This is a genomic window from Microvirga sp. M2, from assembly GCF_047497095.1.
Lineage (GTDB): Bacteria > Pseudomonadota > Alphaproteobacteria > Rhizobiales > Beijerinckiaceae > Microvirga.
Genome location: NZ_CP134063.1, coordinates 3,501,852 through 3,528,277, shown reverse-complemented (window position 1 = coordinate 3,528,277; position 26,426 = coordinate 3,501,852). Strand labels below are relative to the sequence as shown.

Below are 26,426 nucleotides of genomic sequence, written 5' to 3'. Positions count from 1 at the left end.
CTCGATTTGCGCCGTTTTCGAGCAGAACCGGCCTTGCCCGGGCTGCGTTGTTCCTGGCAACGCCACAGACACGGGCAGGACGACGCCATGGTGCCGAAGACCGACTGGGATGCCCCCGCTCATCTCCAATACGAGCCGATCGTCGCGCCCAAGGGAGGCGCCCATCGGGACGCAAGCGACGTGACCGAGTTCAAGAACCTTCGCGAGGCGGTGCACTGGGCCATGAACAACGAGGCTCCGGCCGGTATGCAGGCCGTGATCCGCACCTCGTCCGGAGCCGTTCTCGGCCCCGCGATGCTGGAGGAAATCTGGCTGAGCGTCCAAGGCCCGTGACGGGGCCGTGACGTCCTTCAGATCCAGCCCAGGCTGAGCGCTCCGACGGCAAGATAGCGGCCCGTCTTGGCGAGCGTCACGAGCAGGATGAAGACGGGCAGGGGCTCGCGCAGCACGCCCGCCACGATGGTGAGCGGATCGCCGATCACCGGCATCCAGCTGAGCAGAAGGGTCCAGCGCCCATAGCGGCCGTACCAGCCCTCCGCGCGGGCCATCTGCTCGCGTTTGACCGGAAACCAGCGCCGACCCTCGAAGCGGCCGAGGAAACGCCCCAGGTACCAGTTCACGACGGAGCCGAGAACGTTGCCGACGCTGGCCACGAGGATGAGCAGCCACCCGCGGCCGTCGCCCGCCACCAGCAAGCCGAAGAGCACGGCCTCCGACTGGAACGGGAAGATCGTGGCCGAGAGGAACGCGGCGGCAAAGAGTGTGCCGTATTCGGCAAGAGGCGGCATGAGGTTCAGGGGAAAGCCGTTGCGGGGCCATGGGCCTTACCACGCCTTGCCGAGCCTCCCAAGCCGGGGCCTTGCCTCATCCGGCTAAAGTGCACTACCAAGCCGCTCGCCTTCGTTTGCGGAAGCTCTCTCGGGAATTCAGTCTCTTGGAACAGTTCGATGTCGTGGTGGTCGGTGCGGGTGCCGCCGGCATGATGTGCGCCGCCGAGGCCGGCAAGCGCGGCCGCTCCGTGCTGATCCTCGACCACGCCGCAAAGCCCGGCGAGAAGATCCGCATCTCCGGCGGAGGACGGTGCAACTTCACCAACCTCAACGCCGCGCCCGCCAACTACATTTCGCAGAACCCGGGCTTCTGCATCTCGGCCCTGCGCCGCTACACGCAAGCCGACTTCATCGCCCTCGTCGAGCGCTATGGCATCGCCTACCACGAGAAGACGCTGGGCCAGCTGTTCTGCGACGGCTCCTCGCGGCAAATCGTGGATCTGCTCCTCGCCGAGATGAAGCAGGCGGGCGTCGTGCTGCGCCTGCAGACATCCGTGACGCAGGTGGAGAAAAGCCCCGACGGCTTTCGCCTCACCCTCTCCGAGGGAGCGGTGCAGTGTCGCTCCCTGGTGGTCGCGACGGGTGGCAAGTCGATCCCGAAAATGGGCGCGACGGGATTCGGCTACGATCTCGCGCGGCAGTTCGGATTGAACCTCGTCGAGACCCGCCCCGCGCTCGTCCCGCTCACCCTCGAGCCGACGATGCTGGAGTGGCTGACGCCTCTCGCGGGCGTTTCCGTCGACGCCGTGGTCGGCTGCGGCAGGACGACGTTCACCGAGGCGATGCTTTTTACCCACCGTGGCTTGAGCGGCCCGGCGATCCTGCAGATCTCGTCCTATTGGCGCGAGGGTGAGGAGATCGTCGTCTCCATGCTGCCCGGCGTGAACCTGCTCGAGGAGCTGCGCGCGGCCCGCGCCCAGAATGGCCGGCAGGCGTTGCAGACGGCGCTGTCCGCCTTTCTCCCGAAGCGGCTCGCGCAGTTGATCGCGGAAGCCGGGAAGGGGCCCGCGAACCTTGCCGATTGCTCCGACAAATATCTGCGCCGCATCGACGAGGCGGTGAACCGCTGGCGCTTCAAGCCGGCAGGCTCGGAAGGCTACCGCACGGCCGAGGTGACGCTGGGCGGCGTCGATACGCGCGAACTCGATTCGCGGACGATGGAGGCCAAGTCCGTTCCCGGCCTCTACCTGATCGGCGAGGTGGTGGACGTGACCGGCTGGCTCGGCGGCTACAATTTCCAATGGGCCTGGTCGTCCGGCTGGTGCGCCGGGCAGGTGGCCTGACGGCCGATCCGCGCAGGGATGCGCCGGGGCGCGAAGCCCCCGGAACCCCAGGTTCGGTCCCTCGTTCATGGGAGACGCAGCCTCGCCGGATGCGTGCGCCGGTCCACGTCCGATCAGGAGATTCCCATGCAGACACGTCACTTAGGTCCATTGAAGGTCTCGGCCCTCGGGCTCGGCTGCATGGGCATGTCCGAGTTCTACGGCGGGCGGGACGAAGACGAATCCATCGCCACGATCCACCGGGCCATCGAACTCGGCGTCACCTTCCTCGATACGGCGGACATGTACGGGGTCGGCCATAACGAGGAACTCGTGGGCCGCGCCATCCGGGATCGTCGCGACAAGGTGGTGCTCGCCACCAAATTCGGCAATGTGCGTGGCCCCAACGGCGAGCGTCTCGGCATCAGCGGCAAGCCCGATTACGTGCGCCAGGCCTGCGAGGCGAGCCTCAGGCGGCTGAAGGTCGACGTGATCGATCTGTATTACCAGCACAGGGTCGATCCGGACACGCCCATCGAGGAGACGGTCGGCGCCATGGCCGAGCTCGTGCGCCAGGGCAAGGTGCGCTGTCTCGGCCTCTCGGAGGCCGCGCCCCAGACGATCCGTCGCGCCCATGCGGTTCACCCCATCGCGGCGTTGCAGACCGAGTATTCTCTCTGGAGCCGTGACCCGGAGGACGAGATCCTCGGTGTCGTGCGCGAACTCGGCATCGGCTTCGTGCCCTATTCGCCGCTCGGCCGCGGATTTCTCACGGGGCAGATCAGGAGCATCGACGATCTCGATCCGGACGATTTCCGCCGCGCCTCGCCGCGCTTCATAGGCGAGAACTTCCGCAGGAATCTCGACCTCGTGAGCGAGATCGAAACGATGGCCCGGGAAAAGGGCTGCACGTCCGCGCAGCTCGCGCTCGCCTGGGTGCTGGCTCAGGGAAACGACATCGTGCCGATCCCCGGCACCAAGCGCCGCAACTATCTGGAGCAGAATGTCGGCGCTCTCGACGTCACGCTCACGAAGGACGACCTGGACCGGATCGACCGTATCATGCCGCCCGGCGCGGCCGCCGGGGCCCGCTACGCGGCGGCGGGCATGCAGACGGTCGGACGGTGACGGAAAAACCGCAGCGTCATGGCCGGATTTGGTCCGGCCATCCACGCCTTGGGAAGCGCTGTGCCGAAAAGGCATGGATGCCCTGCTCGGGGCCGGGCATGACGAGGGAGAGATTCGAGACGTACCGCTTCATCCGTCATGGCCGCCCTGACGGATCAGCGGTCCGTCCGGCGCTTCAGACGACGATGAAATCGTTATGGGCGATGGCCTTGTTCTTGCCGATATGGGCGAACACCACCTGTCCTCCGGCCTTGTTGCCGTTCGCGTCGTACCATAGGTCGCCTTGCTGCCGAGCTTGAAGAAGCTCTTGCTCAGCGTGCCGGTCTTCTTCAAGGCCGTGAAGACGGCGTTCTCCAGCTTGATCGTGTCGTCGGCCTTGCTCCAGTCCATGATCCGGTCCTTGTTGGTCCTGGCGTTCAAGGCCGTGTTGAACACGAAGATGTCCCGCCCCGTGCTTTTCCGTCACGGAGACCGTCAGAAGGCGAACATCTCGTATTGTAACCGGTGACGAGCTTGGCGGTGGCGACATCACCGACCGTAAGGTTGCTCCCGTGACTCCCGATCTTGATCCCGCCGAATCCGATGACGTCAATGCCGGTTAGGTCGGCCGTGCCGATGATCGTCAGCGAATCTTAAGACGTTGCCCCTGCCGTCGATCCTGCGCGCGTCGCCCAGCTGGTCGCCGGCAATGACGATCTCGTCGTCAGCCGCCGTGCCTTGAATTGTCTCGACGCCGATGAGCTCGTCCATGAGGTCGAGTTTGAATGTTCCGCCACCGGTCAGGGTTGGGGTATCGCCGCCAGCCAGCCTGTCACCTGCGTTCAGATTGAGCGTGGTGGCGGTGAAGCTGTTCGCCTCGGAGGGGCAAGGCCGGAATCCGGCCTCCCGTGGTCAGGCGAACGCCGCCTCGGTCGTCTGCAGACGCCTGACGAACTCGTCCACCTCTAGCTGGGTCTGGTAGAGGCCGAACCCGATCCGCAGGCGGTCGCCCCGGACGTCGGTGATCACGTGGTACCGTTTGAGGAGGGTGTAGAGGCTCCGGGCCTCGGGCGTTTCGAAGGTCAGGAAATTGCCGCGCCGCATCTCGTCCTGGGGCACGACGAGGCGGGCTTCGTGGAGCACGGGAAGGCATGGAACATGCCGCAGGAAGTGCTGCTGCAGAGCCGTCGCATGCGCATGGACGATGGAGGGCGTGATGCCCTCGCCGTGGAGCCAGCGCATCACCGCGTTGAAGCGGTAGAGGCCGGACGGATCGAACGTCGCGCCCATGAAGCGCCAGCCGTCGTCGCTGTAGCCGACCTGTCCGCGCTGCGCGTTCGCGAGATTGCCGAAGGCCGCGTACCAGCCGGTGTCGCGCGGGCGCAATCCCCATCCCGGTGGGCAATGCATGAAGCAGGCGCCTTCGCCCGCCATGGCGTATTTGTAGCCGCCCGCGATGTAGAAGGCACGGTCCGCGATGGTGCTCAGGTCCGTCGCCCGCGCCATGAAGCCGTGATAGCCGTCGATCACCGCCATGGCGTCGGATCGCACGGCCTCCACGAGCCTCCGCGCATCGGCCGCAAAGCCCGAATTGAAGAAGACCTGGCTGACGAAGACGAGGTCGAACGCGCCGCCCGCCGCCGCGCAGAAGCGATCCTCGAATGTCGCGAACGGCTCCACCGGCACGCGCGTGACGGCCACGGCCTCGTCCTCCTCCAGGCGCGCGATCTGCCGGCTGAAGGAATGGAACTCGCCGTCCGAGGTCAGGATGCGGACCGGCCTGTCCGCCGGACACGCGGAGAGAAGGCGCTTGAGGAATTCATGCGTGTTGGGCGCGACCGCGATCGTGCCGGGATCGGGGAGGGCGAGATGACCCGCCACATGCGCGCGGAATTCGTCGAAGACGGGGCCGAGCACATGCTCCCATTTGTCGTCGACGAGACGTGCCGCATCGTCCCAGGCCTGGAGGTGCGCCTCGCGCGTGACGTCGGGCCACGGGTGATGGCTGTGCGCCGCGAAATGCAGGCGCTCCGGCGCGGCGGTGAGAAAGCGGGAGAAGTGGGAACGCAGATCGAGCATGGGACGCCTTGATGATCAGACCTCGGATGATCAGAGCTTGGACGATCAGAGCTTGCCGCGCACGGACCAGAGCTCCGGGAAGAAATACCTCTCCAGGGCCTTGCGGAGATAGGCCACCCCGCTGCTGCCGCCGGTGCCGCTGCGCATGCCGATGATGCGCTCCACCGTCTTCATGTGCCTGAAGCGCCATTGCTGGAACGCATCCTCCAGGTCGACCAGCTCTTCCGCCAGTTCGTAGAGATCGAAATGCTCGCCCGAATGGCGGTAGATGTCCTCCCACGCCGCCTCCACGCCCGGATGCGCGGCATAGGGCTGCGTCACGTCGCGGTTCAGCACCTCGGCGGGCACGAGATAGCCTCGTCGCGCCAGAAGACGCAGCGCCTCGTCGTAGAGGCTCGGCGCGCGATAGGCGGCTTCCAGCTGCTCCGCGAGATCGCTGCGGTGCCGGTGCGGCGCCATCTTGACCTCGTCCTTCGCGCCGAGCTTGAATTCCACCAGGCGGTACTGCCAGGACTGGAAGCCGGAGGAGCGGCCGAGGGCGGGCCTGAAGCTGAGATAATCGGACGGCGTCATGGTGGACAGCACCGTCCAGGCCTGGATCAGCTGCTCCTGGATCCGGTTGATGCGCGCCGTGCATTTGAAGGCGGGCTGCAACTCGTCGGCGCGCAGATGCGCGAGGGCCGTGTCGAGCTCGCGGTTGAGAAGCTTGAGCCACAGCTCCATCACCTGATGGATGGTGATGAAGAGAAGCTCGTCGTGCTCCGCCGTCAGGGGTTTCTGAGAGGAGAGAAGGGTATCGAGCTGGAGATAGTCCCCATAGCTCATGGCTTGCGCGAAATCCGTATGAACGCCTTCTGTCTCGGTCGACACGTCGTCCTCCTCCCGAACCGGTCCCGTTTGAGATCCTGACAGCCTCAGGATGACGAAAGGGACATAGAGCGGAGTGGAACAATGTCACGGGAGGGCGTTCGAGAATTGGCATCCTGGCCGCGAGCGGTTAGGTTGCCGGCCGATTTGACCTCGAACGGAGACCATCGCGCATGTCCGACACGCTTCCCGACCGCCTGTCCACGAACCCGAACAGCCCCTATTACGACGAGGAGCTGCTGGCCAAGGGCGTGGGGATCCGCTTCAATGGGGCCGAGAAGACCAACGTGGACGAGTATTGCGTCAGCGAGGGCTGGGTCCGCGTGATCGCCGGCAGCGCCAAGGATCGCTTCGGCAATCCCATGACAATCAAGCTCAAGGGCAAGGTCGAGCCCTATCTCCAGGGCGACGCATAAGTCCGCCGTCCCGAAGTCCTTTGCTCAAGGATTGCTCCCGCCCGAGCCGGGCTGCGCCTTGCCGACCCGCACCGGATCGCTGCCCTGAGAAGCCGTCTCGGCAGGCTTTGCCTCGTCGGGGGCGATGAGCTCGTGACTCACCGGCTCGCGCGGCGGAAATCCGTTGCGCGCGGGTGCGCCCGCGACCAGAGTGCCGCCCATATAGGAGGGCGGATCGCTGGCCGGGAAGGAATATTCCGAGCCTGCATCGACGAGGTCGTCTTCCGCTTTTTTCGCTGTCACGGCCTGTCCTCGTTCTGCGGATGTGTCTCACGAGGAAATGCGGATCCGTGCGGGAGGTTCGGGCAGCGCGGCAAAAAATCCGGATCGGGGCCTCCGGCTCCCATGCGATCCTCCCGTCGTCCCCGGTTCAGGCCGGAGACGACGTTGGCAGGCATGACGCTGGCGATCATTCTCCGGCCGGGATTCGGCGGGGGCCGACGAGTCCGAACATGGCGCCCTGCGGATCGCTCGCGACGATGATATGGATGCCGCCAGGAACCTCGGCGGGCCCATAATGGATCGTGCCGCCGTTGCCGGATACGGCCTGGGCTGCGGCGTCGATGTCCTCGACACCGAAATAGAAGGTCCAGGCCGGGGGAGGGCCGCCCTCCATCCGGTTCATCACTGCGCCGATCGCCTGGCCGCCATGCTCGATGAACCGGTAATCGCCCATGGCCCCCATCGGCATCGCGTCGCCCTTCTCCCAGCCGAACAGCCCCGTGTAGAAGGCGAGCGCGGCGCCCTGATCGCTGGTGGCGAGCTCGTTCCAGTGGCAATGGCCGGGCTTGGCCGGGGCAAACGACGTGCTCGTGCCCTCCATCGCTCCGCGCATCACATAGAAGAGGGCGCCCTGCGGGTCGGCCAGCATCGCGAAGCGGCCGACGCCCGGAATGTCGGTCGGCGGCATATGTTCGACGCCCCCGGCCCGCACGATGTCCAGGACCGCCGCATCGACGTCGCGAACGCCGATATAGCCCAGCCAGCGTGGCCGCATGGCGGCGTCCCCGGCACCCGGCGGGCAGGTCATGAAACCGGCGACGTCTGTGCCGCTCCTGTCGAAGAGCCTGTAGTCCAGGTCCGAATGCTCCGCCTGACGGTTCCGCCAGCCGACGACCGCGCCGTAGAACCGGGCGGCCGCGTCGGCATCGGTGGTGAGGAGTTCATACCAGACGAAATCGCCATGCTGATTGGCCATCGGGCAGCTCCTAGACGTCCAGGATGGGGGCGAAGCCGCCGAAGATCATGCGCTTGCCGTCGAAGGGCATATCGCCCATGGCCTCCATGCGGGGATCGCTCATGATCTTCTTCATGGCGGCGTCCCGCACGTCCTTCGAGGGGTATTCGATCCAGCTGAACACCACGACCTCGTCGTCCTTGGCCTTCACGGCCATGCGAAAGTCGGTGAGCTTGCCGTCCGGCACGTCGTCGCCCCAGCACTCGACCATGCGGGTCGCGCCGAATTCCTTGAACAGGGGCGCTGCCTTCGCGGCGTATGCGCGGTAGATCTCCTTCCGGTCGGCCGGCACGGCCACGACAAATCCGTCGACGTATTTCATCATGCGACTCCCTTGTTCCCTCTTTGCTTCTTGACAATCTGAGTTGATATCAACATAATAAGACCATGTCAAATACCCGCGATGTTCCCTTCGAAACGACGATCCACGTGCGGGATGCCTGCCTCTGCCTTCATGCGCAGAGAGCCGCGCGGACCCTCTCGCGGCTCTTCGACGAGGCCTTTCAGCCCCTTGGCCTCACCTCCGGGCAGTTCTCGCTGCTCAATGCCCTGAACCGCCCGCAACCGCCCGCCATCGGGCCGGTCGCGCAATTGCTGGCGATGGACCGGACGACGCTGACGGCGGCCCTGAAACCGCTCGAACGGGACGGCCTCGTGGCGGTCACGGTGGATCCGGACGATCGCCGCAGCCGCCTTCTTCACCTGACCGACAGGGGGCGGAAGGTTCTGGCCCGCGCGGTGCCGGTCTGGCGCGAGCTTCACGCGGCGATCGAAGAGCGCCTGTCGGATCTCGAGCCGGACAATCTGCGCGGTGCCTTGAACAGCCTCGCGCGGTCCAGGCCGCCGAGGGAGGGGGCTTGACACCTTCCTTCTGCAAAGCGTGCCTCTCTCCAGGTCCGGCCGAACCGCGTCATGCCCGGCCTCGAGCCGGGCATCCACGTCTTGATGGCTCAACGGCTGCGAAGACATGAATGGCCGTCCCGGATCGAGTCCCGGGACGGCCATGACGAAAGTGCGAGACCGATACCGCCGATGAGCATGTGGCGGGCCCAAGGACTGGACGCCGGGGCAGTCTGCCCAAGCTTTAAGACAAGCTCGTCCCCGAGGAGGCGCGTCCTCGAGAAAGGCTTGTCCTGCATGGCCTCACGCTGGGCTCATCGGTGGAGCTGGACCTTCGTCGCGGTGGCGGCGTCCCTCGCGGGACCTCGGGCCCTGGCCCATAGCTGGTACCCGGCCTGGTGCTGCAGCGATCGTGATTGCAGGGAGCTGATGGCCGCCAAGGGAGAGACCGTCACCGAAACGCAGGAGGGCTACCGCCTCTGGGACGGCCGCCTGATCACCCGGGACCAGGCCAAGCCGTCGCCCGACCTGCACTTTCACATATGCGAGGAGCCGGTCACCAAGGCGATCATCTGCTTCTTCGCCCCGCAGGGGGAATCATGAGAGCCGTACTTCGTGTCGTGAGCCACGACGGGAGTTCACGACGGCAAGGCGGCCGTTCGGCGTGCAGGCCGCGAGCTTTTTCAGGCGAGCGTCCCGGCGAGAAAGCCCGCGAACGCCTTCGGGTCGACATTGCCGCCGCTGATGATGATTCCGACGCGTTTGCCCTTGCACGGAACGACGCCGTGAAGGGCCGCCGCCGCCGCCAGGCAGCCGGTGGGCTCGACCACGATCTTCATGCGCTCGGCGAAGAAGCGCATGGTATCCACCAGCATGTCATCGCTCACGGTCAGCATGTCGCTCACGAGGGCGCGGATGATCGGAAAGGTCTTCTGGCCGATATACGTGGTCTGGGCCCCGTCGGCGATGGTGACGGGCACGGGAATGCGCACGATGCTTCCTGAACGGAAGGATTGCTGTGCATCGTTTCCGGCTTCCGGCTCCACGCCGTAGATCCGGCAGGCGGGGGCGAGCGCATGGGCAGCCAGTGCGGAGCCCGCCAGCAATCCGCCGCCGCCGACGCAGACGAGCAGCATGTCGAGGGGCCCGACCTCCTCGAAAAGCTCCTTGGCGGCAGTGCCCTGGCCCGCGATCACATCCTCGTGGTCGAAAGGCGGGATGAGCGTGAGGCCCCGTTCGGCCGAGAGTTTGCGGCCGATCTCCTCCCGGTCCTCCTTGTAACGGTCGTAGAGCACCACCTCGCCGCCATAGCCCTTGGTGGCGGCGACCTTCATGGCCGGCGCATCCTTGGGCATGATGATCACGGTCGGCACGTTCTGGAGCTGGCCGGCATAGGCGATGGCCTGGGCGTGATTGCCCGAGGAAAAGGCCACCACCCCACGCGTCTTGGCGTCCTCCGGCAGTCGCGCGATCGCGTTGTAGGCCCCGCGGAACTTGAAGGCGCCGCCCCGCTGCAGATTTTCCGCCTTGAAGAAGAGTTTGCCCCCGGTGCGTTCGTCGGCGGTGCGGGAGGTGAGCACCGGCGTCCGATGGGCGATCCCTGCGATGCGCCATGCCGCCGTCATCACGTCGTCATAGGTGGGCAAGGGCGAGGAGGGGCGGGTTGGCTGGATGGGGGTGCTCATGATCCGGTCGCTGCTGCGGAAGACGGATCCTTCCATACCAATCCCGGCGTGGGCTTGTCACGCGCCGTGCCAACTCTTTCGGAAAAGGCACCGGTCAGGCGCCCTAAGAGCATCGGACGCCGGAAGTGGATGTGCGCTTTTGGGATCGATCCGATGCTCCCTTCTTGGGTGAGCGTATCGTTCCGGCGAAAAACCGGGTCCACTTTTTCGCACGATGCGCTCGCGGAACAGCACCCGTTCCAAGCCGTTCTCCGGTGAACCCCATCTCGAGAGGAGGCGCGCCATGGACCTGTGGCGGATGATCTTGTCGGAACATGCGAATATCGAGGAGCTCTGCCAGGAGGTGCTGGGGGCTTCTCCTCATGGTCCCAACAGCCGCGCGGAACTGTTCGCCGACCTCGAAGACGAGCTGGACCGTCATATGGCGGCAAAGCAGAATGTGATCTACCCCGCGCTCGCCCGCGACGGGCGCACGGAGACCTACCTGCACGAGCTCGACGACGAGCATCGCGATATCCGCCGCAGGCTCGACGCGCTCTCCGCCCAATCCGACAAGAACAGCCGGCGCTGGGCGCTCGACTTCAAGGAGCTGGTCGGCGTGGTCCGCCACGCCTTCAGCCTGGAGGAGAATGGCGCGCTGGTCGCGGCGCACGGCATCCTGTCCCCGCAGGAAGCCGACGCGTTGCGGCGCGCCTATGAGCGCGAGCGGATCGCGTCCTACGAGGCCTCCCGCTGGCACATGCCGCATGCGATGATGCCGAGCCGCTATGGCATGCCCACGGGCATCACCTTCGGACTGCTGGCGGGGGCGCTCGCCATCGGCGGTGCGGCCCTGGCCTGGAGCCTGTCGCGGAACGGGCAGATGCGCGCGGGCTGGCGCGCGAATCGTCCCGTGCGCCCGGCGCCGCGGCGCCCGCCGCCATTTCCCCTTGCCAGCGGCGTGGCCGACCGCTCCTTGAGCCGCCGCGGCATGGAGGGGCGCGCCTCCTCCGGCTCCATGGGCATGGCAGGCGGCAGGGGAGAGACCCAGGGAAGAGGAGAGACCCAGGGAACGGGGGCCGCCCGTCCGACCGGTTCAGCCGGTTCCATGGCGGGGAGCGCGGCCCGGTCCGTCTCCGGCGATACGGCCGCGACCGGCTCGGGCGCGGGGACCGACGAGCAATGGTTCTCGTCGGCCAACCCGCCCCAGGCGCCCTCCGGCCTCTCGACCCCTCTGCAGCCGGGCGGAACCGTGCCGGGCGGGAGTCCCGCCTCGTCGGTGGGCTCGATCGGAACCGGAGGCGGCCAGACTCAGAACCGCGAACCGGGTTCCATAAAGGGCGACGGGCGGTAACGCGGCACGCAGTGTGCGGCCCCCTTCGAGGATCGTTCCGGTGCCCATTTTCGATCCCAGCTTCCCTCGTCATGGCCGGGCTTGGCCCGGCCATCCACGTCTTTTGCGCCTTCTCGTCGCCATGGCTCTGCAAAGCCCTGCGGACCACCGGCGCCTCGCTCCCGTGACAGCCGGAAGGCCTGATCTATATTGATCTTCGGAGCCGTTCGCGCGGGAGAAGCCCCATGGATGACGTCTGGCCGGAACTGTCCTATCCGCAATGGCGCGACACGGCCGCGACCCTGCAGCTTTGGACGCAGATCGTCGGCAAGATCAGGCTGTCGCTGACCCCCTGGCTCAACCACGGCTGGCACGTGCCGCTCTATGTGAGCGCGCGCGGGCTCACCACGTCGCCGATGCCTGCAGGCCATGAGATCGTGGAGATCGAGTTCGATTTCTTCACCCATCGGCTGCTCGTGCGCACGAGCCGCGGGGACGACGGCATCATGGCGCTGGAGCCGCGCAGCGTCGCGGATTTCTACGAGGAGCTCCTCGACCTGATGCGCGGGATCGGCGTGCACGTGACCATCAACGACAGGCCGAACGAGGTGCCCGATCCCATCCGTTTTCCGGAGGATCAGGTACACGCGAGTTACGACGCGGATGCGGCCTACCGGTTCTGGCGCGCGCTCGTGCAGGCGGACCGCGTCTTCAAGCTCTTCCGAAGCGCCTTCCTCGGCAAGGCCTCGCCCTCGCATTTCTTCTGGGGCAGCTTCGATCTCGCCGTCACGCGCTTTTCGGGGCGCAGGGCGCCGCTCCACCCCGGCGGCGTTCCCGGGCTGCCGGATGCAGTGACGCGGGAGGCCTATTCCGACGAGGTGAGCAGCGCAGGTTTCTGGCCGGGGAACGATGCCTATCCGCGGGCCGCGTTCTATTCCTACGCCTATCCGGAGCCGCCGGGCTTCCGCGACGCCAAGGTCACGCAGGGCGCGTTCTTCGACACGACCCTGAGCGAGTTCATCCTGCCATACGACACCTTGCGCAAATCGCCGGATCCCGACGCGCTGCTGCTCGACTTTCTCTCGACGACCTATGCGGCCGCCGCGGATGCGGCGGGCTGGGATCGTAAGAGGCTGGAATGCGAGATAGGAGTTCCGAAACGGGTGCGGGCCATCTAGAGCAACGTGTGGAACAGCGGGCTTCTCGCCACGGCCGGGCTTGGCCCGGGCATGACGACGGGGAAGGACGATGCGCCGTGGGCCTCACGCCTCCTTGAGGTTCGTGCCCCAGCGCCGGTGCAGGAAACGCTCCCACGGCGAGAACAGCAGGCGGTCGACGAGCAGGCCGATCACCACGATCACGATCATGATGCCGATCACCTGATCCATGGCGTTGAGCTCGCGTCCGTAATGGAGCAGGTGACCGAGGCCGAACCCGGTGAGAATCGTGACGTAGATCTCCGCCGCCATCAGGGAGCGCCAGGCGAAGGCCCAGCCCTGCTTCATGCCGCTGACGAGGAACGGCAGCGAAGCGGGCAGGATCACCCGGGTCCATTTGTGAAACCCTTCCGACCCCATGGTGCGCGCGGCCCGGGCGTAGATCGGCGGGATGTTGCGCGCGCCGTGATCGGTGGCGATGATCACGGACCACACGGTGCCCATGATCACGACGAACAGCATCGCGCCCTCCGTCTGCCCGAACCAGATGAGCGCGAGCGGCACCCAGCACACGCTCGGCAGCGTCTGGAAGCCCAGGGCCAATGCCCCCAGGGTGTCCTCCAGAAACTGCGACGTGCTGGTGAGGAGCCCGAGCGGCAGGCCGATGAGCACGCCGGCGGCATAGCCGATGAGCAGGCGCTTCAACGTCACCCAGGTGGACTCGACGAGGGTGCCGTCGAGAATCGCGGACCAGATGTATTCCGCCACGGCGGCCGGAGAGGGCAGCAGCACCACGGACCAGCGCCCGCTGCGCACCGCGAGATCCCACAGGGCGATCAGAGCCGCGAAGAAGAGAAGGGCGACCGCCAGACGCTTCATTCGAATACCGCTCCGTTCGTGACGCCTTTGAGCGCGGCCGCGATCTTCGAGGTGTAGGCGGCCAGCTCGGGGCTGTTGATGTCGCGCGGGCGGGGCAGAGGGATGTCGAAGATCTGCTGGATGCGCCCGGGCGACGGCGACATGAGCACGATGCGGTCGCCGAGGCACACGGCCTCGCGCACGTTGTGCGTGACGAAGATGATGGTCTTGCGGCTTTCCATCCAGATACGCTGGATGTCGTCGTAGAGCTGGTCGCGCGTCATGGCATCGAGCGCGGCGAAAGGCTCGTCCATGAGCAGCACCTGCGGATCGGGAGCAAGCGCGCGGGCGAGCGCCACGCGCTGCTTCATGCCCCCGGACAGTTCATGGATCTGCGCATGCTTGAACTTCGCGAGGCCCACGAGATCCAGATACTCGTCCGCGATGCGGCGGCGCTCGGCCTTGGTGAGATCAGGCTTGAGCTTGAGGCCGAACATGACGTTGCCGAAGGCGTCGAGCCAGGGGAACAGGGCCGATTCCTGAAACATCACCAGGCGTTCCTGCCCCGGCCCTGCGACGGGCTTGCCGTCGGCGAGCACCCGGCCCCGGTCGGGCCTGGTGAGGCCCGCGACGATGTTGAGCAGCGTGGATTTTCCGCAGCCGGAGGGGCCGAGAAGGCAGACGAACTCGCCCTCGGCTACCGTGAGTGAGATGTCGTCGAGCGCCTGCACGATGTTCCGCTTGGGCGTGAACCATTTCGACACGCCCTCGATCACGAGCTTGGCGGGGCTGAGGCCGGGCGAGGTGTGAGGGGACGCCTCCATCAAGGCTCCTCGATCAGGCGGCCGAGATCGGGCGCGTCGCGCAGGAAGCCCACGGCCTGTGCGCTGGCGACGAAGGACTGGAAGGCGGACAGCGCCACGTCAGGCGTGATCTGCATGCGGGGCCAGGCGCGGGCCACGAGTTCCGGCGCCATGTCGATCCTGAACGAAGCCCGCAGCTCCTCGCGGACGAGACGCTGCGCCTCGTCCGGGTTCTGCCGGATCCACTCGGTGAGTTCGCGATGCGCCGCCACGAAGCGCCGGGCGAGGTCGCGGTTCCGGCTGAGGAAGTCCGCACTCGACACGAGCACGGTGGTGATCGCGTCATTCTCTTCCACGAGCACCCTGCCGCCGGCCTCGGATTCGAGGCGCGACACCCACGGCTCGACGGTCCATACCGCATCGAGCTGCTTGCTCTTGAAAAGGGAGAGCTGATCGGGGTTGCTGGTGGGCACCACCTGCGCGTCGCCGCCCGTCTGCGTGATGCGAAGGCCGCCCGCCACGAGCCAGGCGCGGGCCGCCACGTCCTGCGTATTGCCGAATTGCGGCGTCGCGATGCGCTTGCCCTTGAAGTCGGCGGGTTTCGAGAGCGTCGAATCGCCCTGGACCACGAGGGCCGAGCCGCCGTTCACCGCGCCCGCGACCACGCGCACCTCGCTCCCGCGGGAACGTGCATAGGCGTTCAGCGCCGGGTTCGGTCCCACATAGGTGAGGTCCAGCGACTTGGCGAAGATCGCCTCCATGGCGCTCGGGCCGGCGTTGTAGGCATACCATTCGATCCTGACGCCGGGGCCCAGCCGATCGGCGAACCAGTTCCGGCCCTGCCGCTCCAGGGCCCGGGCGACGAGCGCCTGGACATGGGTGATGTTGGGAAAATGCCCGACCCGAACGGCCGTCGTTCCCTGTGCGAGGCCGGAGGACTGCGCCACCAGCCACGACACCACGACCGCAAGACCGATCCGCCATCCGCGCCGCATCGCATGGCCCTCCGTGAATGATGGGAGGCTAGGCGATCCGTTTAGAACGTCAATGGAAAGGCCGCGGTCGTCGTGCCCCTTCCTCATCTTCGCCCTTGAACCATCAAGACGTGGATCCCCGGCCCGAGGCCGGGGATGACGAGGCAAGAGTCAGGATGACGGGGAGAAGCTCGACCCGCCCGCATGGGCGAGGAGTAGCCGGCTCGCCCTCAAGGCGTTGGCGGTATCCAGAAGGATCTCGGCGGCCTCCGCATCGGCGAGCGTGCGCGCATGGCTCTCCAGCCGGTCGGCCGTGGCGCCCGGTGTCTCGATCATTGCCTTGAGATCCGCCAGGGCCTCCTCCAGGACCCTGCGGGAAGCCCTGTCACCCGTCGGCTCCGCAAGACGTCGCCGGAGCCGGCCGATGGCCTCTCCCAGGTTGAGGGCGGCAAGCAGGCTCCAGCCCGGACGGGTGCCGAGATGGGCGCTCTTCTCGATGTGCAGGCTCAGGCGCAGGACCGGCCTGCGGAGGGCGGCCGACGTGTCGCTTCCCTGGAGAATGCGCATGAGATCCGCCCCGATGGCGCGCCCGGCCCGAAGGGCGCGCCGTTCGCCCGCCGGGGGCAGCAGCATGAAGCCCGAGGTCACGACGCTGACGCTCAGAAGCAGCGCCGCCACCTCGCTGAAGATCACGACCCGGTCCGTCACCGCCGGAAGCACGGCCTGGCTCGCCAGCATGAAGCACATGTTGGCGTCGAGCGCGGGACCTGCGGTTCTCCGGCTCGCTCTGGCGAGCCCACCGACCAGCATGAAGGGGGCGACCGAGAGGACGAGCTGCGGCACGGTCGTGATGGAGGGCTGAATCGTCAGGCGGTAGATCAGGGCGGCGGCCAATCCGAGCACGACGCCTCGGAGCATGACCGGCGCGACGGCCTTCGGGTCCGGCAGCGATCCGAGCACCATCGAGAAGATGCAGATGCCGAGCGCGGCAAGCTCGCCCATGGACCAGCCGGAGGCATAGCCGAGCGCGCCCGCCCCGAAGGTCGCCGCGCCTGTGAACAGGCCGGTTTCCAAGGCGATCCGCCCATCCCGGTGCGGCGCGAGATAGGTCGCCTTGCGGCGGAAGGACCGGGCGTCGGCGCTGCCCGGCTCCGCATCGAAGGCGCGATCGGCCAGGACGATCCGGTCGAGGGCGTCCAGCACGGAGGCGTCCGCCCGTCCGATGCCGGCGAGCTGCGCCTCTCGTTCCTGCCGGTCCTCGGGCGAAGTGGCGAGCAGACGCGCCGCGAGGTCGCGCGCATCGGCCTCGTCGAGCGCTCCGGGGGGAAGGCCCTTTCGATTGAGACGCTCGCTGAGTGTCCGCCCGGCCGCCGTGAGAGCCAAGGCGGCGACGATCAGCGCGTCCACATGATGCAGCCTGCGATATCCCTCGATCGATCCCGCGGCCACGAGGCTCGCATTGGCCTGCAGACCGGCCATCTCCTGCAAGATCGCGCGTTCACGCGCATCGGCCTCGTCGACCGGGAAGGACAGCGCGAGGGCGATGGCATCGCGCGCGAGGCGGCGAACGCGCGCGTAGAAGTCGCGCCTCGAAGCGCTCGGCGTCCAGAAGCCGGTGACGAGCGTCACCACGACGACGCCGATCAGCGTGCATTCCACCCGCGCCATCGCGACGGTCGCGGCATGGTCCGGATGCAGAATGGACGGCAGAACGACGACCGACGCCGTCATCCCGGACATGAGCGCGCCATAACCGTGCATGCCGCGCAGGAGATGCACGAGCGATGCGTTCGCGGCCACCCAGAGTCCGAGAACGGCAAGAGACGCATAGGGCGTGAGCCCGAGCCACAGAACGCCGAAACCGGCCGCGGCGCCCAGCAATGTTCCGCCGATGCGGAAGACCCCGCGCTCGATCAGAAGACCCTTGGCCGATTGGGACACCACCCAGATCGGCATCGCGGCCCAGTAGGCGTTTCCCACATGCAGGAGAGACGCGATGGCATAGGCGAGCCATGCGGCAAGCGCCAAGCGCAGCCCATGCGCGAGAGCAGCCCGATCGAGGCCGAGGCGCTGTCCGAGGGAGGAAATCATGAAGTCAACTTTATCGGTATAAGCAATGCGCTTCGTTTCGGAGCATATTCCTCGCGTTCGTTCAAGCTCTGTACGGGGACAAAGGCCGTCAAGGACGTGGTGCCCAGGATTGCGGCAGGTTCAAGTCACGCCCGGCATCGTTCGTTCGAGCTGGGGTGTTGCCCCCATCAAACGCTATAATCTGAGAGTGTCCTGCCACCGATCTGCCATATCACGGGAATACTGAAGGTTTGCTTTTGCTTCTCACGAATTGAACAGCGTGCGAGTCTCACAATGCAGATAGGCAATCTTTCCCGACCGTCCACCCGGTCACGCGGCATCTTCGCCTTTCAAATGGCGCGGGTCTTCATCGTCATGACCCTCGCGGCGACCGGCGCCTACGCCTTCTCCATGTCGGTTGAGAATCTCGGTCCGCAGGCGGAAGCCTCCGCATCCCCCGGCCCGCAGCCTGAACCCGTAAGCGCATCGCTGCCGGCCGGCCAGCCGGACCCGACGGTTCCGGTGCGGGTCGCGAACGCGGAGCCCATCCTGCCTCAAGCCGCGATCGACAGCGCGAGCGCTTCAACGCCCGCACAGGACGTTCTCCCGCAACCGAGCGCGCCAGCCCCAATGGCGGCCGACCAGGCCGCTTCTGCGCCTGCGGTTTCCGGCCCTGAGCCGGCGCTGCCCCAGGCGGTGCAGACCGGTGCGCCCGAACCGGCGGTTTCCGATACGGACATGACGGGCGCCGTGACCGTGGCGAGTGCCCCGGCCGGGCCCGAGCCTGGGAGCGATCTCGTCGATCTCAATGCCGCATCCTTCGAGGAGCTGAACTCCTTGCGCAATGCGGGCCCTCTCGGGCGCGCCATCATCAAGGGGCGCCCCTACGCCTCGGTGGAGGATCTCGTCACACGCAAGATCGTCCGGCGCTCGGTCTACGAGAAGATCAAGGATCAGGTGGCGGTGCGGTAAGCCTCTTGGTCTGACACGTCCCCGTCATCCCGCCTGTCATCCTTCGGCGTCGCAGGCGCGGACGACGAGGTGAGGGCGGATGCCCCGCTCATGGCCGCCCCGGACCTGATCCGGGGATCCCCCGGCCATTCACGACTGGAAAACACGCAGGGTCAGTGCCGTTCGTGAAGGCACTCCGCATGGTCGGCCAGCACCTCGATGATCCGGCATTCCGAAATCTTTCGGTGGTCGCGGGCGACCATGGCCTCCAGCTCGTCCCGCAAGGCCGTGAGGCGGGCGATCTTGTCCTTCACCTCCTTCAGGTGGGCCTTGGTGATCTCATGGACGTCGCCGCAGGAGCGGTCCGGTGTGCCGGTCAGGTCCAGGAGCTGCCGGATGGCCTCGACCTCGAACCCGAGCTCCCGGGCATGGCGGATGAAGTTGAGCCTGCGGACAGCCTCGGTCCCGTAGCGCCGCTGCTGGCCCTCCGTCCGGAGCGGCTCGGCCAGCAGGCCGATCTGCTCGTAATAGCGGATGGTCGGCACCTTCACGCCTGTCTGCCGCGACAGCTCGCCGATCGTCAGGGACATCGAAGAATCCTCTTGAACCTCTAGCCGCTAGAGGATGTAGGCTCCGGCCGAATCAAAGTGAAGAGGTTTGTGATGTGTGAGGCATGCCATCCGTCCGACGAGCGCGAAGGCAGCTCCGAGGCCCCGCTGCCGAAGGGGCGTCGCACCCGCTACCGGGTCTCCGGGATGGACTGCGCGTCGTGCGCGGCCAAGATCGACGCGGCCTTGCGGCGCAGCCCGGGGGTGGGGGAGGTCAATGTCTCTGTTCCCGCCGGGACCGTGACGGTCGATCACGACGACACGGTCGTACCGGCCGCGCTCGCCAAGCGGATCTCGACGCTCGGTTACAAGGTGACGGGCCAGGAATCAGTCGGGAGCCAGGAACCCGTGGGCCCCTTGGGGGCGCAGCATCACGAGCACGACCATGACCATGGACGCGAGCACGCACCCGGTTGCTGCCACGATCATCATCATGATCACGGCCACAAGCACCGGCACGACGAACAGGCTTCCGCCGGCCTGCACGGGCATCCGCACGATCATGGCTCGAGCGAAGGCCCTTGGTGGAAGAGCCGGCGCGGTCTTCTGACCATCGCCTGCGGCGCGGCGCTCGTGGCCGCCTATGGGGTCGGACGGCTCGTTCCGGAGATCGGGCACTGGGCGTTTCTCGCCGCCATGGCCGTGGGCCTCGTGCCCGTCGCCCGGCGGGCTCTGGTGGCGGCCCGCTTCGGCACCCCGTTCTCCATCGAGATGCTGATGACCATCGCGGCGGTCGGCGCCGTGATCATCGGCGCCACCGAAGAGGCCGCCATGGTGGTCTTCCTGTTTCTCGTCGGCGAGCTTTTGGAGGGCGTCGCGGCGGGGCGCGCCCGCGCCAGCATCCAGGGGCTGACCAAGCTGGTGCCCAAGACCGCGCTGCTCGAGCGCGACGGCAGGACCGAGGAGATCCCGGCCGAAACCCTCGCGGTCGGCTCCATCATCCTGGTCCGCCCCGGCGACCGGGTTCCCGCCGATGGGGAGATCGTCTCGGGCGCGAGCGCCATTGACGAGGCGCCGGTGACCGGCGAGAGCGTGCCCAAGCGCAAGCGCGAGGGCGAGACGGTCTTCGCCGGCACGATCAACGGCGACGGAGCGCTGCGCGTGCGCGTCACGGCGGCCGCGCAGGACAACACCATCGCGCGCATCGTGCGCCTGGTGGAGGAGGCGCAGGAGAGCAAGGCTCCGACCGAGCGCTTCATCGACCGCTTCTCGCGCTATTACACGCCCGCCGTTCTCGTGGTCGGCGCGCTCGTCGCCGTCGTGCCGCCGCTGCTCTTCGGAGCCGCCTGGAGCGCGTGGATCTACAAGGGCCTGGCGATCCTGCTGATCGGCTGCCCCTGCGCGCTGGTGATCTCGACGCCTGCGGCCATCGCGGCCGGATTGGCGGCGGGTGCCCGGCGCGGCCTCCTGATGAAGGGCGGCGCGGTGCTGGAGACGCTCGGCACGATCACCATGGCGGCTTTGGACAAGACCGGCACGCTGACGGAAGGCAAGCCGAAGGTGACGGATATCGTCCCGGTCGCCCGCTCGGAGCGCGAGGTCCTGTCCCTGGCGGCCGCCCTGGAAACAGGATCGAGCCATCCGCTCGCCGCTGCGATTCTGGCGAAGGCCGCGGAGGCGGGCGTTCCGGTTCCTCCAGCCGCCAATGCGGGCGCGGTCGGCGGCAAGGGCGTCACGGGCAGCGTCGGCGGGGTCGCGCTCTTTCTCGGCTCGCCCAAGGCCGTGGCCGAGACGGTGGCGCTCACGGCCGAGCAGACGGCGCTGATCACCGGGCTCAACGACGAGGGCAAGTCCGTCTCGGTGCTGCTGGCGGGCGATCGGGTCGCCGGGGTGATCGCCATGCGCGACGAGCCGCGTCCGGACGCGAAGGAAGGCCTCGAAGCCCTGAAGCGCGCCGGTGTCGACACGCTCATGGTGACGGGCGACAACCGGCGCACGGCCACGGCCATTGCGGCCGGGCTCGGCATCGAGCCCCGGGCCGATCTGCTGCCGCAGGACAAGCAGGCCATCGTCCGTGAGCTTCAGGCCAACGGCCACGTGGTGGCCAAGATCGGCGACGGCATCAACGACGCTCCGGGCCTGGCCGCGGCGGATGTGGGGATCGCCATGGGCGGCGGCACGGACGTGGCCCTGGAGACCGCCGACGCGGCGGTGCTGCACGGGCGCGTGCTCGACATCGCCCGCATGGTGCGCCTGTCGCGGGACACGATGGGCAATATCCGCCAGAACATCACCATTGCGCTCGGCCTCAAGGCGGTGTTCCTGGTCACCACCATCCTGGGCATCACGGGATTGTGGCCCGCGATCCTGGCCGATACGGGCGCGACGGTGCTGGTCACCGCCAACGCCATGCGCCTCCTCGCCGCCGGAGGCCGGACTTAGCGCATCGTGCGAAAAAGTGGACCCGGTTTTTCGCCCCGAACGATGCGCCATTTAAAGAGTGGAGCATCGGATTCGATCCCAAAAGTGGGTCCACTTTTGGGTCCGATGCTCTAGAGCATCGGGATTCCCTCCGGTGCTCCCTTCTCGAAAAGAACGATGCGCGTGACGGCAATTCCGAACCGGAGAGGGGCTTCAGCCCCTCTTCGCCTCCTGTTCAGGCAGCGGCGTGTGCAAAGAATATCCGAAGGTCATGCGGGCTGCGTCGAGCGGAAACCGAAATAGCCGCTGAGAACGGCCGCCGCCGCGCAGATCGAAGCGACGGCGCCAAATCCCGCGAGGGTTGCCTGCCCATACAGTTTCGTGACTGATGCCGAAGCGGACGGGTCGATCGGATCCGGGGGAGGGGCCCCGAAGGTCGTGTGCGCCAAGATCTCCGCGACAGCCGGATCGGCCGACATGGCGATGTACTGAAAGCCGAGCATCGCGACGGCGCCCAGGCTGGCAACGGCAATCAGCCCGGCGACGCGAGCGATGGCGTTGTTGATGCCGGAGGCCACGCCCACCCGGTCGGCGGGAACGGAATTCATTACCGTCGTTGAGAGGGGCGCGACCGTAATGCCCATTCCGAGCCCCATCAAAGTCATGACGGGAACGATGGCGAACCAATACCGTCCGTCGATGGCGGCAAGCACGAGGAGGCCGAAACTCAGACCTGTAACGACAGGGCCCAGGGTCAGAAGAATCCGGACGCCGAACCGATCGGCAAGGGTTCCTCCCAGCCGCGAGAGCAGAGCCATCACGAGAGTGAAGGGCAGGAAGACCGAACCGGCTTTCGTCGCCGAGTAGCCGTGGACTTCGATGAGCGTCGACGGAAGAAAGAAGAGCGCCCCGGCGAGTGCGAAATACAACAGGAGCGTCAGGGCGTTGACGCCGGAGAATGCTCTGACCCTGAACAGTTCGAGCGGCATCATCGGCGCGTTGGCGCGCATTTCATGCATTACGAACAGGCCGAGAAGCACGGCGCCGGCAACGAGGAAGAGAAGGTCGAGCCCATATGTGCCGTTCGTTGCGCTGAGAGAGGTCAGGCCGAACGCCAAAGTGCCGAGGCCCGCGACCGCGAGGCCGCCCCCGAGCCAATCCATCCCGGCCGCTTGCGAGGGGGGCACGTCCGGCACATGCTTCCAGCACATCCAGAGTGCCAGGCAGGCAACCGGAATGTTGATCCAGAAAATCGACTGCCACGGGGCGATATCGATGAGCCAGCCCCCGAGAATGGGGCCGAGCGCCGCTGCGATGCCCGAGGCCGCGGCCCAGGTTCCGATGGCTGTCCCGCGCTCCTCCGAAGGAAAGTTGACGCTGATCAGTGCCAATGAACCAGGGATCATCAAAGCCCCGCCCATTCCCTGAAAGGTTCTGGCCGCAATCAAGACGTCCGCGGATCGGGAGAGGCCGCACCCGAGGGACGCAAGTCCGAACAGGCCGATGCCGATCATGAAAATACGTTTCAGGCCGTAAGCATCGCCGGCTGCCCCGCCCAGCAGGAGGAAGGCCGAGAGCGTGAGCCCGTAGGCGTTGGTGATCCACTGGATCTGCGAGAGCGAGGCCGCGAGGTTCTCGCGCATCTGCGGCATGGCGACCGTGACGACGGTCGAATCGATGAAAGCGAGGCTGGACGCGAGAATAGCCGTCCAGACGACGAAGGATTTGACGGAGTCCGGGCGGCGTTCATCGTGGGCTGTCATCGCGGGCGTTCCAAGGACCTCACGGAAATATCGGCCTGAAAGCCTTCATAGCATTTTTCAGCAAGATTTCGTCATGCCGGCCCCGCCGATGCCTCAGGATCCACGAGGGCATCCTCAAGCCGGGGCTCCTCCAGGTACCAGGGCACGTTGATCACCACGACCTGTGCGCCGCCGTACTGGAGCAGCATCGAGCGCAGATGTCGCGCCCGATGGGTATGGAGCAGGTACTGCCACCAGCTCCGCTTCACGAGTTCCGGAATGAGAATGGCCACCATGCGGTCCGAATGCTCGGCCTCGATCTGGCGGACCAGCTTGAGCAGCGGCCCGTGCATGCGCCGGTACGGTGCCTGCAACAGGAGCAGGCGAGGCGGTTTGAGGCCGGCTCTGCGGGCCGGCTCTTCCACGAACCGGATCCACTGCTGCTGCAGCGTCTTCTCCTTGTCCGCGCTCTCGGGTCCTGAAAGGGCAACCATGTGAACGGCCATCACGTCGGGCGAGAGGCGCATGGCGAAGTGGAGGGCCTTGTCGGTCAGTCGGCTCCACTCCTCGGTGACGACCAGCACGATCGGCGGAGCTGTTTCGCTCAGGTCCAATGGCGCGTCCTCGCGGATCCGCGCATTGACTCCGTCGTAATAGCGCCGGAAGGAGCGCAGCAGCAGAATCACGCATGGAATCACGAGAAGCGTGACCCAGGCTCCCTCGGTGAACTTCGCGGTGACGATGACGACAAGCGCGATGCCGGTCACCAGCGCTCCAAGGCCGTTGATCGCCAGCCGCCACTCGTGCCTGGCCGAAGGATTCTTGAGCCGCTCGCGGCGCCAGTGCACGACCATGCCGGCCTGAGACAGAGTGAAGGTGAGAAAGGCCCCGATGGCGAAGAGCGGGATCAGACGCTCGGTAATGCCGCCGAACACGATCAGCAGGCCGCCTGCGGTGGCGGCCAGGTAAAGAATGCCGACGGAGAAGACGAGACGCCGGCCGACCACCGCGAACGGGCGGGGCAGGAAGTCGTCTTCCGCGATGGTGCGGCACAGCCGTGGAAAGTCCGTGAAGCTCGTATTGGCCGAGAGGGCCAGGACGCAGAGAAGGCTGCCGATGGCCACGGAGTAGAAGAACCCACGGCCGACCACCGACTGCGCCAGTTGCGACAGCACGCTCTGATAACCTTCCCGGGTTTGGTCCATGGCGCCGATGCCATAGGAGCCGGCCAGGTAGGCGATGCCGGCGAGGAGAAGCCCGAGGATGACGACGATGGCGGTCAGGGTGCGATGGGCGTACTTGACTTCGGGTTCCCGAAAGGCGCTCACGCCGTTGCTGACGGCTTCGACTCCGGTCATGGCCGTGCAGCCGCTCGCGAAGGCATGCATCAGCAGCCACAGGGACGCGGCGGCCGTGGTCGGGGCGAGGGGCGGTGGCGGCACGACCGGCCGAGGATCGCCGCCCGAGATGACGACCCGATAAAGCCCCAGTCCCAGAAGCAGCACGAAGCTTACCACGAACGTGTAGGCCGGCAGCGCGAACAACCGGCCGGCATCGAGGGTGCCTCGGAGATTCACCAGCGTAATAAGGGTCAGAAGGCCGAGGCAGAGCCAGAGCGTGTAGGGATACAGCGCGGGCATGGCCGAGACGAGAGCGGCGACGCCTGCCGAAATTCCGACGGCCACATTGAGCACGTAATCGATCATCAAGGCGGCAGCCGCAAGAAGGCTGGCGTTCCGGCCCAGGTTCTCCTTGGAGACCGTGTAAGCTCCACCGTTGCTGGGATAGGCCCGGATGGTCTGGCGATAGGAGACGTACAGGATCGCCAGCAGCGCGACGATGACGGCCGTGATCGGCCCGATATAGGCGAGGCTGAGCGCCCCGAGCGGGATCAGAACCGTGAGAGCCGCCTCCGGGCCGTAAGCCGAGGAGGCCAGCCCATCGAGGCCCATGGCCGGCACGCCCTCGAAGGCGCCGATCTTACGCTCGCCGTATTCGCGGTTGGGGAGTGGGCGGCCGAGGATGAGACGTTTGAGGAACATGGTCGCCCTGGTTGCAGGCCTCCCGAGAAGCCAGGAATCGAATTGCCACCGCGCTGCTCACTCGTGCTTCCGGGCGAACTCATCGGGTCGATCAGGGCTGCCCCCGGAGCGGGCCTCGAATAACCCGCCTTCGCCGACGGATGTTCCACAAGGGGGCTTTCCTGGTCAGACCCGGACGCCGGGATCCGGGCGGGATCGGCAAACCCGGCATGTCACGGAAACAGACCGATCGCCGGCTCGGGGGAGGATCACCGGACCCTCCTGAAGGGCAGGGGATTTCCTCGCGCGCCTTGCAGCAGTTATCCAGACGGAGCCGTTGGTCGCTGATACAGTGGGAGCAGGAAATCAGGCGGCGGCACATGATCCTCCTGGACACCCAACCTCTCTGGATCTCGGGCGCACTTATCATCGGCGTTGCGACCCTGCTTGCCATGGCCGGTCCCGTTCTCGTGCGCTGGCGTATCACGCCGGACAGGCTCAAGCTCAACAATGAGGTGGCCGGCTTCACCTTCGCGACCGTCGGGGTGCTCTATGCGGTGCTGCTGGCCTTTGCCATCATCATCGTCTGGGAGAAATTCAGCCAAGCGGAGAACGCGGCAGCCCAGGAGGCCGGCGCCGCAGCGACCCTCTATCGCCTGTCCCACGGAATCGGGGAGGACCCCGGCGAACGTCTTCGCGACAGCTTGACCCGCTACGCCAGGATGGCGGCCACGGAGGACTGGGCCGCGATGGAACGGAACGGATCAAGCCATAAGGTGACGCAGGCCCTCGATGCCACCTACGCGGTGCTGCTGACATACACGCCGGGCGACGGCCGCGGGATCACGCTCCTGGCCGAAGCGCTCCATCAGCTCGATCTCCTGACCGAGGCCCGCCGCACGAGGCTCGTTCTGGCCTCGGGCGCGGTTCCCGGAGTGCTCTGGTTCGTCCTCGCCGGCGGAGCCGTCCTGACGGTCGGCTTCACGCTGTTCTTCGGCACCGAGAACCTGCGCGTCCAAGCCCTGATGACGGGAGTGCTGTCCCTGCTGATCTTCTCGGGCCTGCTCGTGATCATCGCCATCAACCATCCGTTCGCAGGGCCCGTGAGAGTGAAGCCGGAGGCACTCATGGCGGTGATCGAGGATTTCGAAGCGAAAGCTCAGCCCTAGAATATCGGACGTGACAGCGAACCCACATCCGATGCACC

Annotated in this window: 27 protein-coding genes; 11 read left to right on the top strand and 16 right to left on the bottom strand. The window is 66.6% G+C overall.

The window, feature by feature from the left end; all coding sequences use genetic code 11:
* Positions 1-87: 87 nt before the first annotated feature.
* On the top strand, positions 88-333 hold the full coding sequence (locus tag RE429_RS16775; RefSeq protein ID WP_414471848.1) for a hypothetical protein: 246 nt from the start codon (positions 88-90) through the stop codon (positions 331-333).
* A gap of 17 nt (positions 334-350) precedes the next feature.
* Here RE429_RS16775 and RE429_RS16770 read toward each other — a convergent pair whose 3' ends face one another.
* A complete protein-coding gene (locus tag RE429_RS16770) occupies positions 351-788 on the bottom strand; it encodes a YqaA family protein (RefSeq protein ID WP_414471847.1) in 438 nt (145 codons plus the stop codon).
* A 146-nt stretch (positions 789-934) separates the two neighbouring features.
* On the opposite strand from RE429_RS16770, the gene RE429_RS16765 reads away from it, so the two are divergent.
* Positions 935-2,113 carry an NAD(P)/FAD-dependent oxidoreductase gene (locus tag RE429_RS16765; RefSeq protein ID WP_414471846.1) on the top strand — a complete coding sequence of 393 codons (1,179 nt, stop codon included), beginning with the start codon at positions 935-937 and terminating at the stop codon, positions 2,111-2,113.
* 126 nt (positions 2,114-2,239) lie between these two features.
* On the top strand, positions 2,240-3,220 hold the full coding sequence (locus tag RE429_RS16760) for an aldo/keto reductase (protein ID WP_414471845.1): 981 nt from the start codon (positions 2,240-2,242) through the stop codon (positions 3,218-3,220).
* A gap of 175 nt (positions 3,221-3,395) precedes the next feature.
* On the opposite strand, the gene RE429_RS16755 is transcribed toward RE429_RS16760, so the two are convergent.
* From RE429_RS16755 to kynA, 4 genes are all read right to left on the bottom strand, one after another.
* A complete protein-coding gene (locus RE429_RS16755) occupies positions 3,396-3,686 on the bottom strand; it encodes a hypothetical protein (RefSeq protein WP_414471844.1) in 291 nt (96 codons plus the stop codon).
* A gap of 122 nt (positions 3,687-3,808) precedes the next feature.
* Complete coding sequence (locus RE429_RS16750) at positions 3,809-3,970, bottom strand: hypothetical protein (RefSeq protein WP_414471843.1); 162 nt, start codon at positions 3,968-3,970, stop codon at positions 3,809-3,811.
* A 141-nt stretch (positions 3,971-4,111) separates the two neighbouring features.
* Positions 4,112-5,278, bottom strand: coding sequence for an aminotransferase class V-fold PLP-dependent enzyme (locus tag RE429_RS16745; protein ID WP_414471842.1), 1,167 nt, complete (start codon positions 5,276-5,278; stop codon positions 4,112-4,114).
* A 45-nt stretch (positions 5,279-5,323) separates the two neighbouring features.
* On the bottom strand, positions 5,324-6,103 hold the full coding sequence (gene kynA, locus RE429_RS16740) for a tryptophan 2,3-dioxygenase (RefSeq protein ID WP_414474230.1): 780 nt from the start codon (positions 6,101-6,103) through the stop codon (positions 5,324-5,326).
* Positions 6,104-6,318: 215 nt separating this feature from the next.
* Here kynA and RE429_RS16735 point away from each other — a divergent pair, with 215 nt between their 5' ends.
* Positions 6,319-6,561 carry a DUF3297 family protein gene (locus tag RE429_RS16735; protein ID WP_414471841.1) on the top strand — a complete coding sequence of 81 codons (243 nt, stop codon included), beginning with the start codon at positions 6,319-6,321 and terminating at the stop codon, positions 6,559-6,561.
* Between the two features lie 24 nt (positions 6,562-6,585).
* Here the strand turns inward: RE429_RS16735 and RE429_RS16730 are convergent, their stop codons facing one another.
* The 3 genes from RE429_RS16730 to RE429_RS16720 all read right to left on the bottom strand — a co-directional run bounded on the left by RE429_RS16730 (position 6,586) and on the right by RE429_RS16720 (position 8,159).
* The gene (locus RE429_RS16730; RefSeq protein WP_414471840.1) at positions 6,586-6,843 is read right to left on the bottom strand and encodes a hypothetical protein; all 258 of its coding nucleotides are present in this window, start codon (positions 6,841-6,843) and stop codon (positions 6,586-6,588) included.
* A 166-nt stretch (positions 6,844-7,009) separates the two neighbouring features.
* Positions 7,010-7,798 carry a VOC family protein gene (locus RE429_RS16725; RefSeq protein WP_414471839.1) on the bottom strand — a complete coding sequence of 263 codons (789 nt, stop codon included), beginning with the start codon at positions 7,796-7,798 and terminating at the stop codon, positions 7,010-7,012.
* A 10-nt stretch (positions 7,799-7,808) separates the two neighbouring features.
* On the bottom strand, positions 7,809-8,159 hold the full coding sequence (locus tag RE429_RS16720) for a DUF1428 domain-containing protein (RefSeq protein ID WP_414474229.1): 351 nt from the start codon (positions 8,157-8,159) through the stop codon (positions 7,809-7,811).
* 65 nt (positions 8,160-8,224) lie between these two features.
* On the opposite strand from RE429_RS16720, the gene RE429_RS16715 reads away from it, so the two are divergent.
* The gene (locus RE429_RS16715) at positions 8,225-8,698 is read left to right on the top strand and encodes a MarR family winged helix-turn-helix transcriptional regulator (RefSeq protein ID WP_414471838.1); all 474 of its coding nucleotides are present in this window, start codon (positions 8,225-8,227) and stop codon (positions 8,696-8,698) included.
* 276 nt (positions 8,699-8,974) lie between these two features.
* Positions 8,975-9,280 (top strand): hypothetical protein, encoded by a 306-nt coding sequence (locus tag RE429_RS16710; protein WP_414471837.1) that lies wholly within the window; start codon positions 8,975-8,977, stop codon positions 9,278-9,280.
* An 80-nt stretch (positions 9,281-9,360) separates the two neighbouring features.
* Here the strand turns inward: RE429_RS16710 and RE429_RS16705 are convergent, their stop codons facing one another.
* Positions 9,361-10,362 (bottom strand): threo-3-hydroxy-L-aspartate ammonia-lyase, encoded by a 1,002-nt coding sequence (locus tag RE429_RS16705; protein ID WP_414471836.1) that lies wholly within the window; start codon positions 10,360-10,362, stop codon positions 9,361-9,363.
* A gap of 283 nt (positions 10,363-10,645) precedes the next feature.
* Between RE429_RS16705 and RE429_RS16700 the strand changes: the two genes are divergently transcribed.
* Positions 10,646-11,695, top strand: coding sequence for a hemerythrin domain-containing protein (locus RE429_RS16700; protein ID WP_414471835.1), 1,050 nt, complete (start codon positions 10,646-10,648; stop codon positions 11,693-11,695).
* A gap of 224 nt (positions 11,696-11,919) precedes the next feature.
* Entirely contained in the window at positions 11,920-12,852 is a 933-nt protein-coding gene (locus RE429_RS16695) for a DUF5996 family protein (RefSeq protein ID WP_414471834.1), read from the top strand.
* A gap of 84 nt (positions 12,853-12,936) precedes the next feature.
* Here the strand turns inward: RE429_RS16695 and RE429_RS16690 are convergent, their stop codons facing one another.
* The 4 genes from RE429_RS16690 to RE429_RS16675 form a co-directional block, all read right to left on the bottom strand.
* Positions 12,937-13,710 carry an ABC transporter permease gene (locus RE429_RS16690; RefSeq protein WP_414471833.1) on the bottom strand — a complete coding sequence of 258 codons (774 nt, stop codon included), beginning with the start codon at positions 13,708-13,710 and terminating at the stop codon, positions 12,937-12,939.
* Entirely contained in the window at positions 13,707-14,513 is an 807-nt protein-coding gene (locus tag RE429_RS16685) for an ABC transporter ATP-binding protein (RefSeq protein WP_414471832.1), read from the bottom strand. Before RE429_RS16685 ends, RE429_RS16690 begins: the two co-directional genes overlap by 4 nt.
* Entirely contained in the window at positions 14,513-15,487 is a 975-nt protein-coding gene (locus RE429_RS16680) for an ABC transporter substrate-binding protein (protein WP_414471831.1), read from the bottom strand. Before RE429_RS16680 ends, RE429_RS16685 begins: the two co-directional genes overlap by 1 nt.
* Positions 15,488-15,637: 150 nt before the next feature.
* Positions 15,638-17,557 carry an FUSC family protein gene (locus tag RE429_RS16675; RefSeq protein ID WP_414471830.1) on the bottom strand — a complete coding sequence of 640 codons (1,920 nt, stop codon included), beginning with the start codon at positions 17,555-17,557 and terminating at the stop codon, positions 15,638-15,640.
* A 273-nt stretch (positions 17,558-17,830) separates the two neighbouring features.
* Between RE429_RS16675 and RE429_RS16670 the strand changes: the two genes are divergently transcribed.
* Positions 17,831-18,508, top strand: a complete 678-nt coding sequence (locus RE429_RS16670; RefSeq protein ID WP_414471829.1) for a helix-hairpin-helix domain-containing protein — start codon at positions 17,831-17,833, stop codon at positions 18,506-18,508.
* A gap of 152 nt (positions 18,509-18,660) precedes the next feature.
* Here RE429_RS16670 and RE429_RS16665 read toward each other — a convergent pair whose 3' ends face one another.
* Complete coding sequence (locus RE429_RS16665; RefSeq protein WP_414471828.1) at positions 18,661-19,077, bottom strand: MerR family transcriptional regulator; 417 nt, start codon at positions 19,075-19,077, stop codon at positions 18,661-18,663.
* Between the two features lie 165 nt (positions 19,078-19,242).
* Here RE429_RS16665 and RE429_RS16660 point away from each other — a divergent pair, with 165 nt between their 5' ends.
* A complete protein-coding gene (locus RE429_RS16660; RefSeq protein ID WP_414474228.1) occupies positions 19,243-21,477 on the top strand; it encodes a heavy metal translocating P-type ATPase in 2,235 nt (744 codons plus the stop codon).
* Positions 21,478-21,725: 248 nt separating this feature from the next.
* On the opposite strand, the gene RE429_RS16655 is transcribed toward RE429_RS16660, so the two are convergent.
* Complete coding sequence (locus RE429_RS16655; protein WP_414471827.1) at positions 21,726-23,219, bottom strand: MFS transporter; 1,494 nt, start codon at positions 23,217-23,219, stop codon at positions 21,726-21,728.
* A gap of 71 nt (positions 23,220-23,290) precedes the next feature.
* Positions 23,291-25,240, bottom strand: a complete 1,950-nt coding sequence (locus RE429_RS16650) for an APC family permease (RefSeq protein ID WP_414471826.1) — start codon at positions 25,238-25,240, stop codon at positions 23,291-23,293.
* A 359-nt stretch (positions 25,241-25,599) separates the two neighbouring features.
* Between RE429_RS16650 and RE429_RS16645 the strand changes: the two genes are divergently transcribed.
* Positions 25,600-26,388 (top strand): DUF4239 domain-containing protein, encoded by a 789-nt coding sequence (locus RE429_RS16645; protein WP_414471825.1) that lies wholly within the window; start codon positions 25,600-25,602, stop codon positions 26,386-26,388.
* The last annotated feature ends 38 nt before the right edge of the window (positions 26,389-26,426 follow it).

Coding starts and splice junctions, on each gene's coding strand:
- RE429_RS16725 (WP_414471839.1), bottom strand. CDS start 7,798: ATGGCCAATCAGCATGGCGATTTCGTCTGGTATGAACTCCTCACCACC.
- RE429_RS16685 (WP_414471832.1), bottom strand. CDS start 14,513: ATGGAGGCGTCCCCTCACACCTCGCCCGGCCTCAGCCCCGCCAAGCTC.
- RE429_RS16775 (WP_414471848.1), top strand. CDS start 88: ATGGTGCCGAAGACCGACTGGGATGCCCCCGCTCATCTCCAATACGAG.
- RE429_RS16670 (WP_414471829.1), top strand. CDS start 17,831: ATGCAGATAGGCAATCTTTCCCGACCGTCCACCCGGTCACGCGGCATC.
- RE429_RS16705 (WP_414471836.1), bottom strand. CDS start 10,362: ATGAGCACCCCCATCCAGCCAACCCGCCCCTCCTCGCCCTTGCCCACC.
- RE429_RS16695 (WP_414471834.1), top strand. CDS start 11,920: ATGGATGACGTCTGGCCGGAACTGTCCTATCCGCAATGGCGCGACACG.
- RE429_RS16650 (WP_414471826.1), bottom strand. CDS start 25,240: ATGTTCCTCAAACGTCTCATCCTCGGCCGCCCACTCCCCAACCGCGAA.
- RE429_RS16660 (WP_414474228.1), top strand. CDS start 19,243: ATGGACTGCGCGTCGTGCGCGGCCAAGATCGACGCGGCCTTGCGGCGC.
- RE429_RS16770 (WP_414471847.1), bottom strand. CDS start 788: ATGCCGCCTCTTGCCGAATACGGCACACTCTTTGCCGCCGCGTTCCTC.
- RE429_RS16720 (WP_414474229.1), bottom strand. CDS start 8,159: ATGAAATACGTCGACGGATTTGTCGTGGCCGTGCCGGCCGACCGGAAG.
- RE429_RS16645 (WP_414471825.1), top strand. CDS start 25,600: ATGATCCTCCTGGACACCCAACCTCTCTGGATCTCGGGCGCACTTATC.
- RE429_RS16735 (WP_414471841.1), top strand. CDS start 6,319: ATGTCCGACACGCTTCCCGACCGCCTGTCCACGAACCCGAACAGCCCC.
- RE429_RS16665 (WP_414471828.1), bottom strand. CDS start 19,077: ATGTCCCTGACGATCGGCGAGCTGTCGCGGCAGACAGGCGTGAAGGTG.
- RE429_RS16750 (WP_414471843.1), bottom strand. CDS start 3,970: ATGGACGAGCTCATCGGCGTCGAGACAATTCAAGGCACGGCGGCTGAC.
- RE429_RS16690 (WP_414471833.1), bottom strand. CDS start 13,710: ATGAAGCGTCTGGCGGTCGCCCTTCTCTTCTTCGCGGCTCTGATCGCC.
- kynA (WP_414474230.1), bottom strand. CDS start 6,103: ATGAGCTATGGGGACTATCTCCAGCTCGATACCCTTCTCTCCTCTCAG.
- RE429_RS16710 (WP_414471837.1), top strand. CDS start 8,975: ATGGCCTCACGCTGGGCTCATCGGTGGAGCTGGACCTTCGTCGCGGTG.
- RE429_RS16675 (WP_414471830.1), bottom strand. CDS start 17,557: ATGATTTCCTCCCTCGGACAGCGCCTCGGCCTCGATCGGGCTGCTCTC.
- RE429_RS16680 (WP_414471831.1), bottom strand. CDS start 15,487: ATGCGGCGCGGATGGCGGATCGGTCTTGCGGTCGTGGTGTCGTGGCTG.
- RE429_RS16715 (WP_414471838.1), top strand. CDS start 8,225: ATGTCAAATACCCGCGATGTTCCCTTCGAAACGACGATCCACGTGCGG.
- RE429_RS16700 (WP_414471835.1), top strand. CDS start 10,646: ATGGACCTGTGGCGGATGATCTTGTCGGAACATGCGAATATCGAGGAG.
- RE429_RS16745 (WP_414471842.1), bottom strand. CDS start 5,278: ATGCTCGATCTGCGTTCCCACTTCTCCCGCTTTCTCACCGCCGCGCCG.
- RE429_RS16655 (WP_414471827.1), bottom strand. CDS start 23,219: ATGACAGCCCACGATGAACGCCGCCCGGACTCCGTCAAATCCTTCGTC.
- RE429_RS16760 (WP_414471845.1), top strand. CDS start 2,240: ATGCAGACACGTCACTTAGGTCCATTGAAGGTCTCGGCCCTCGGGCTC.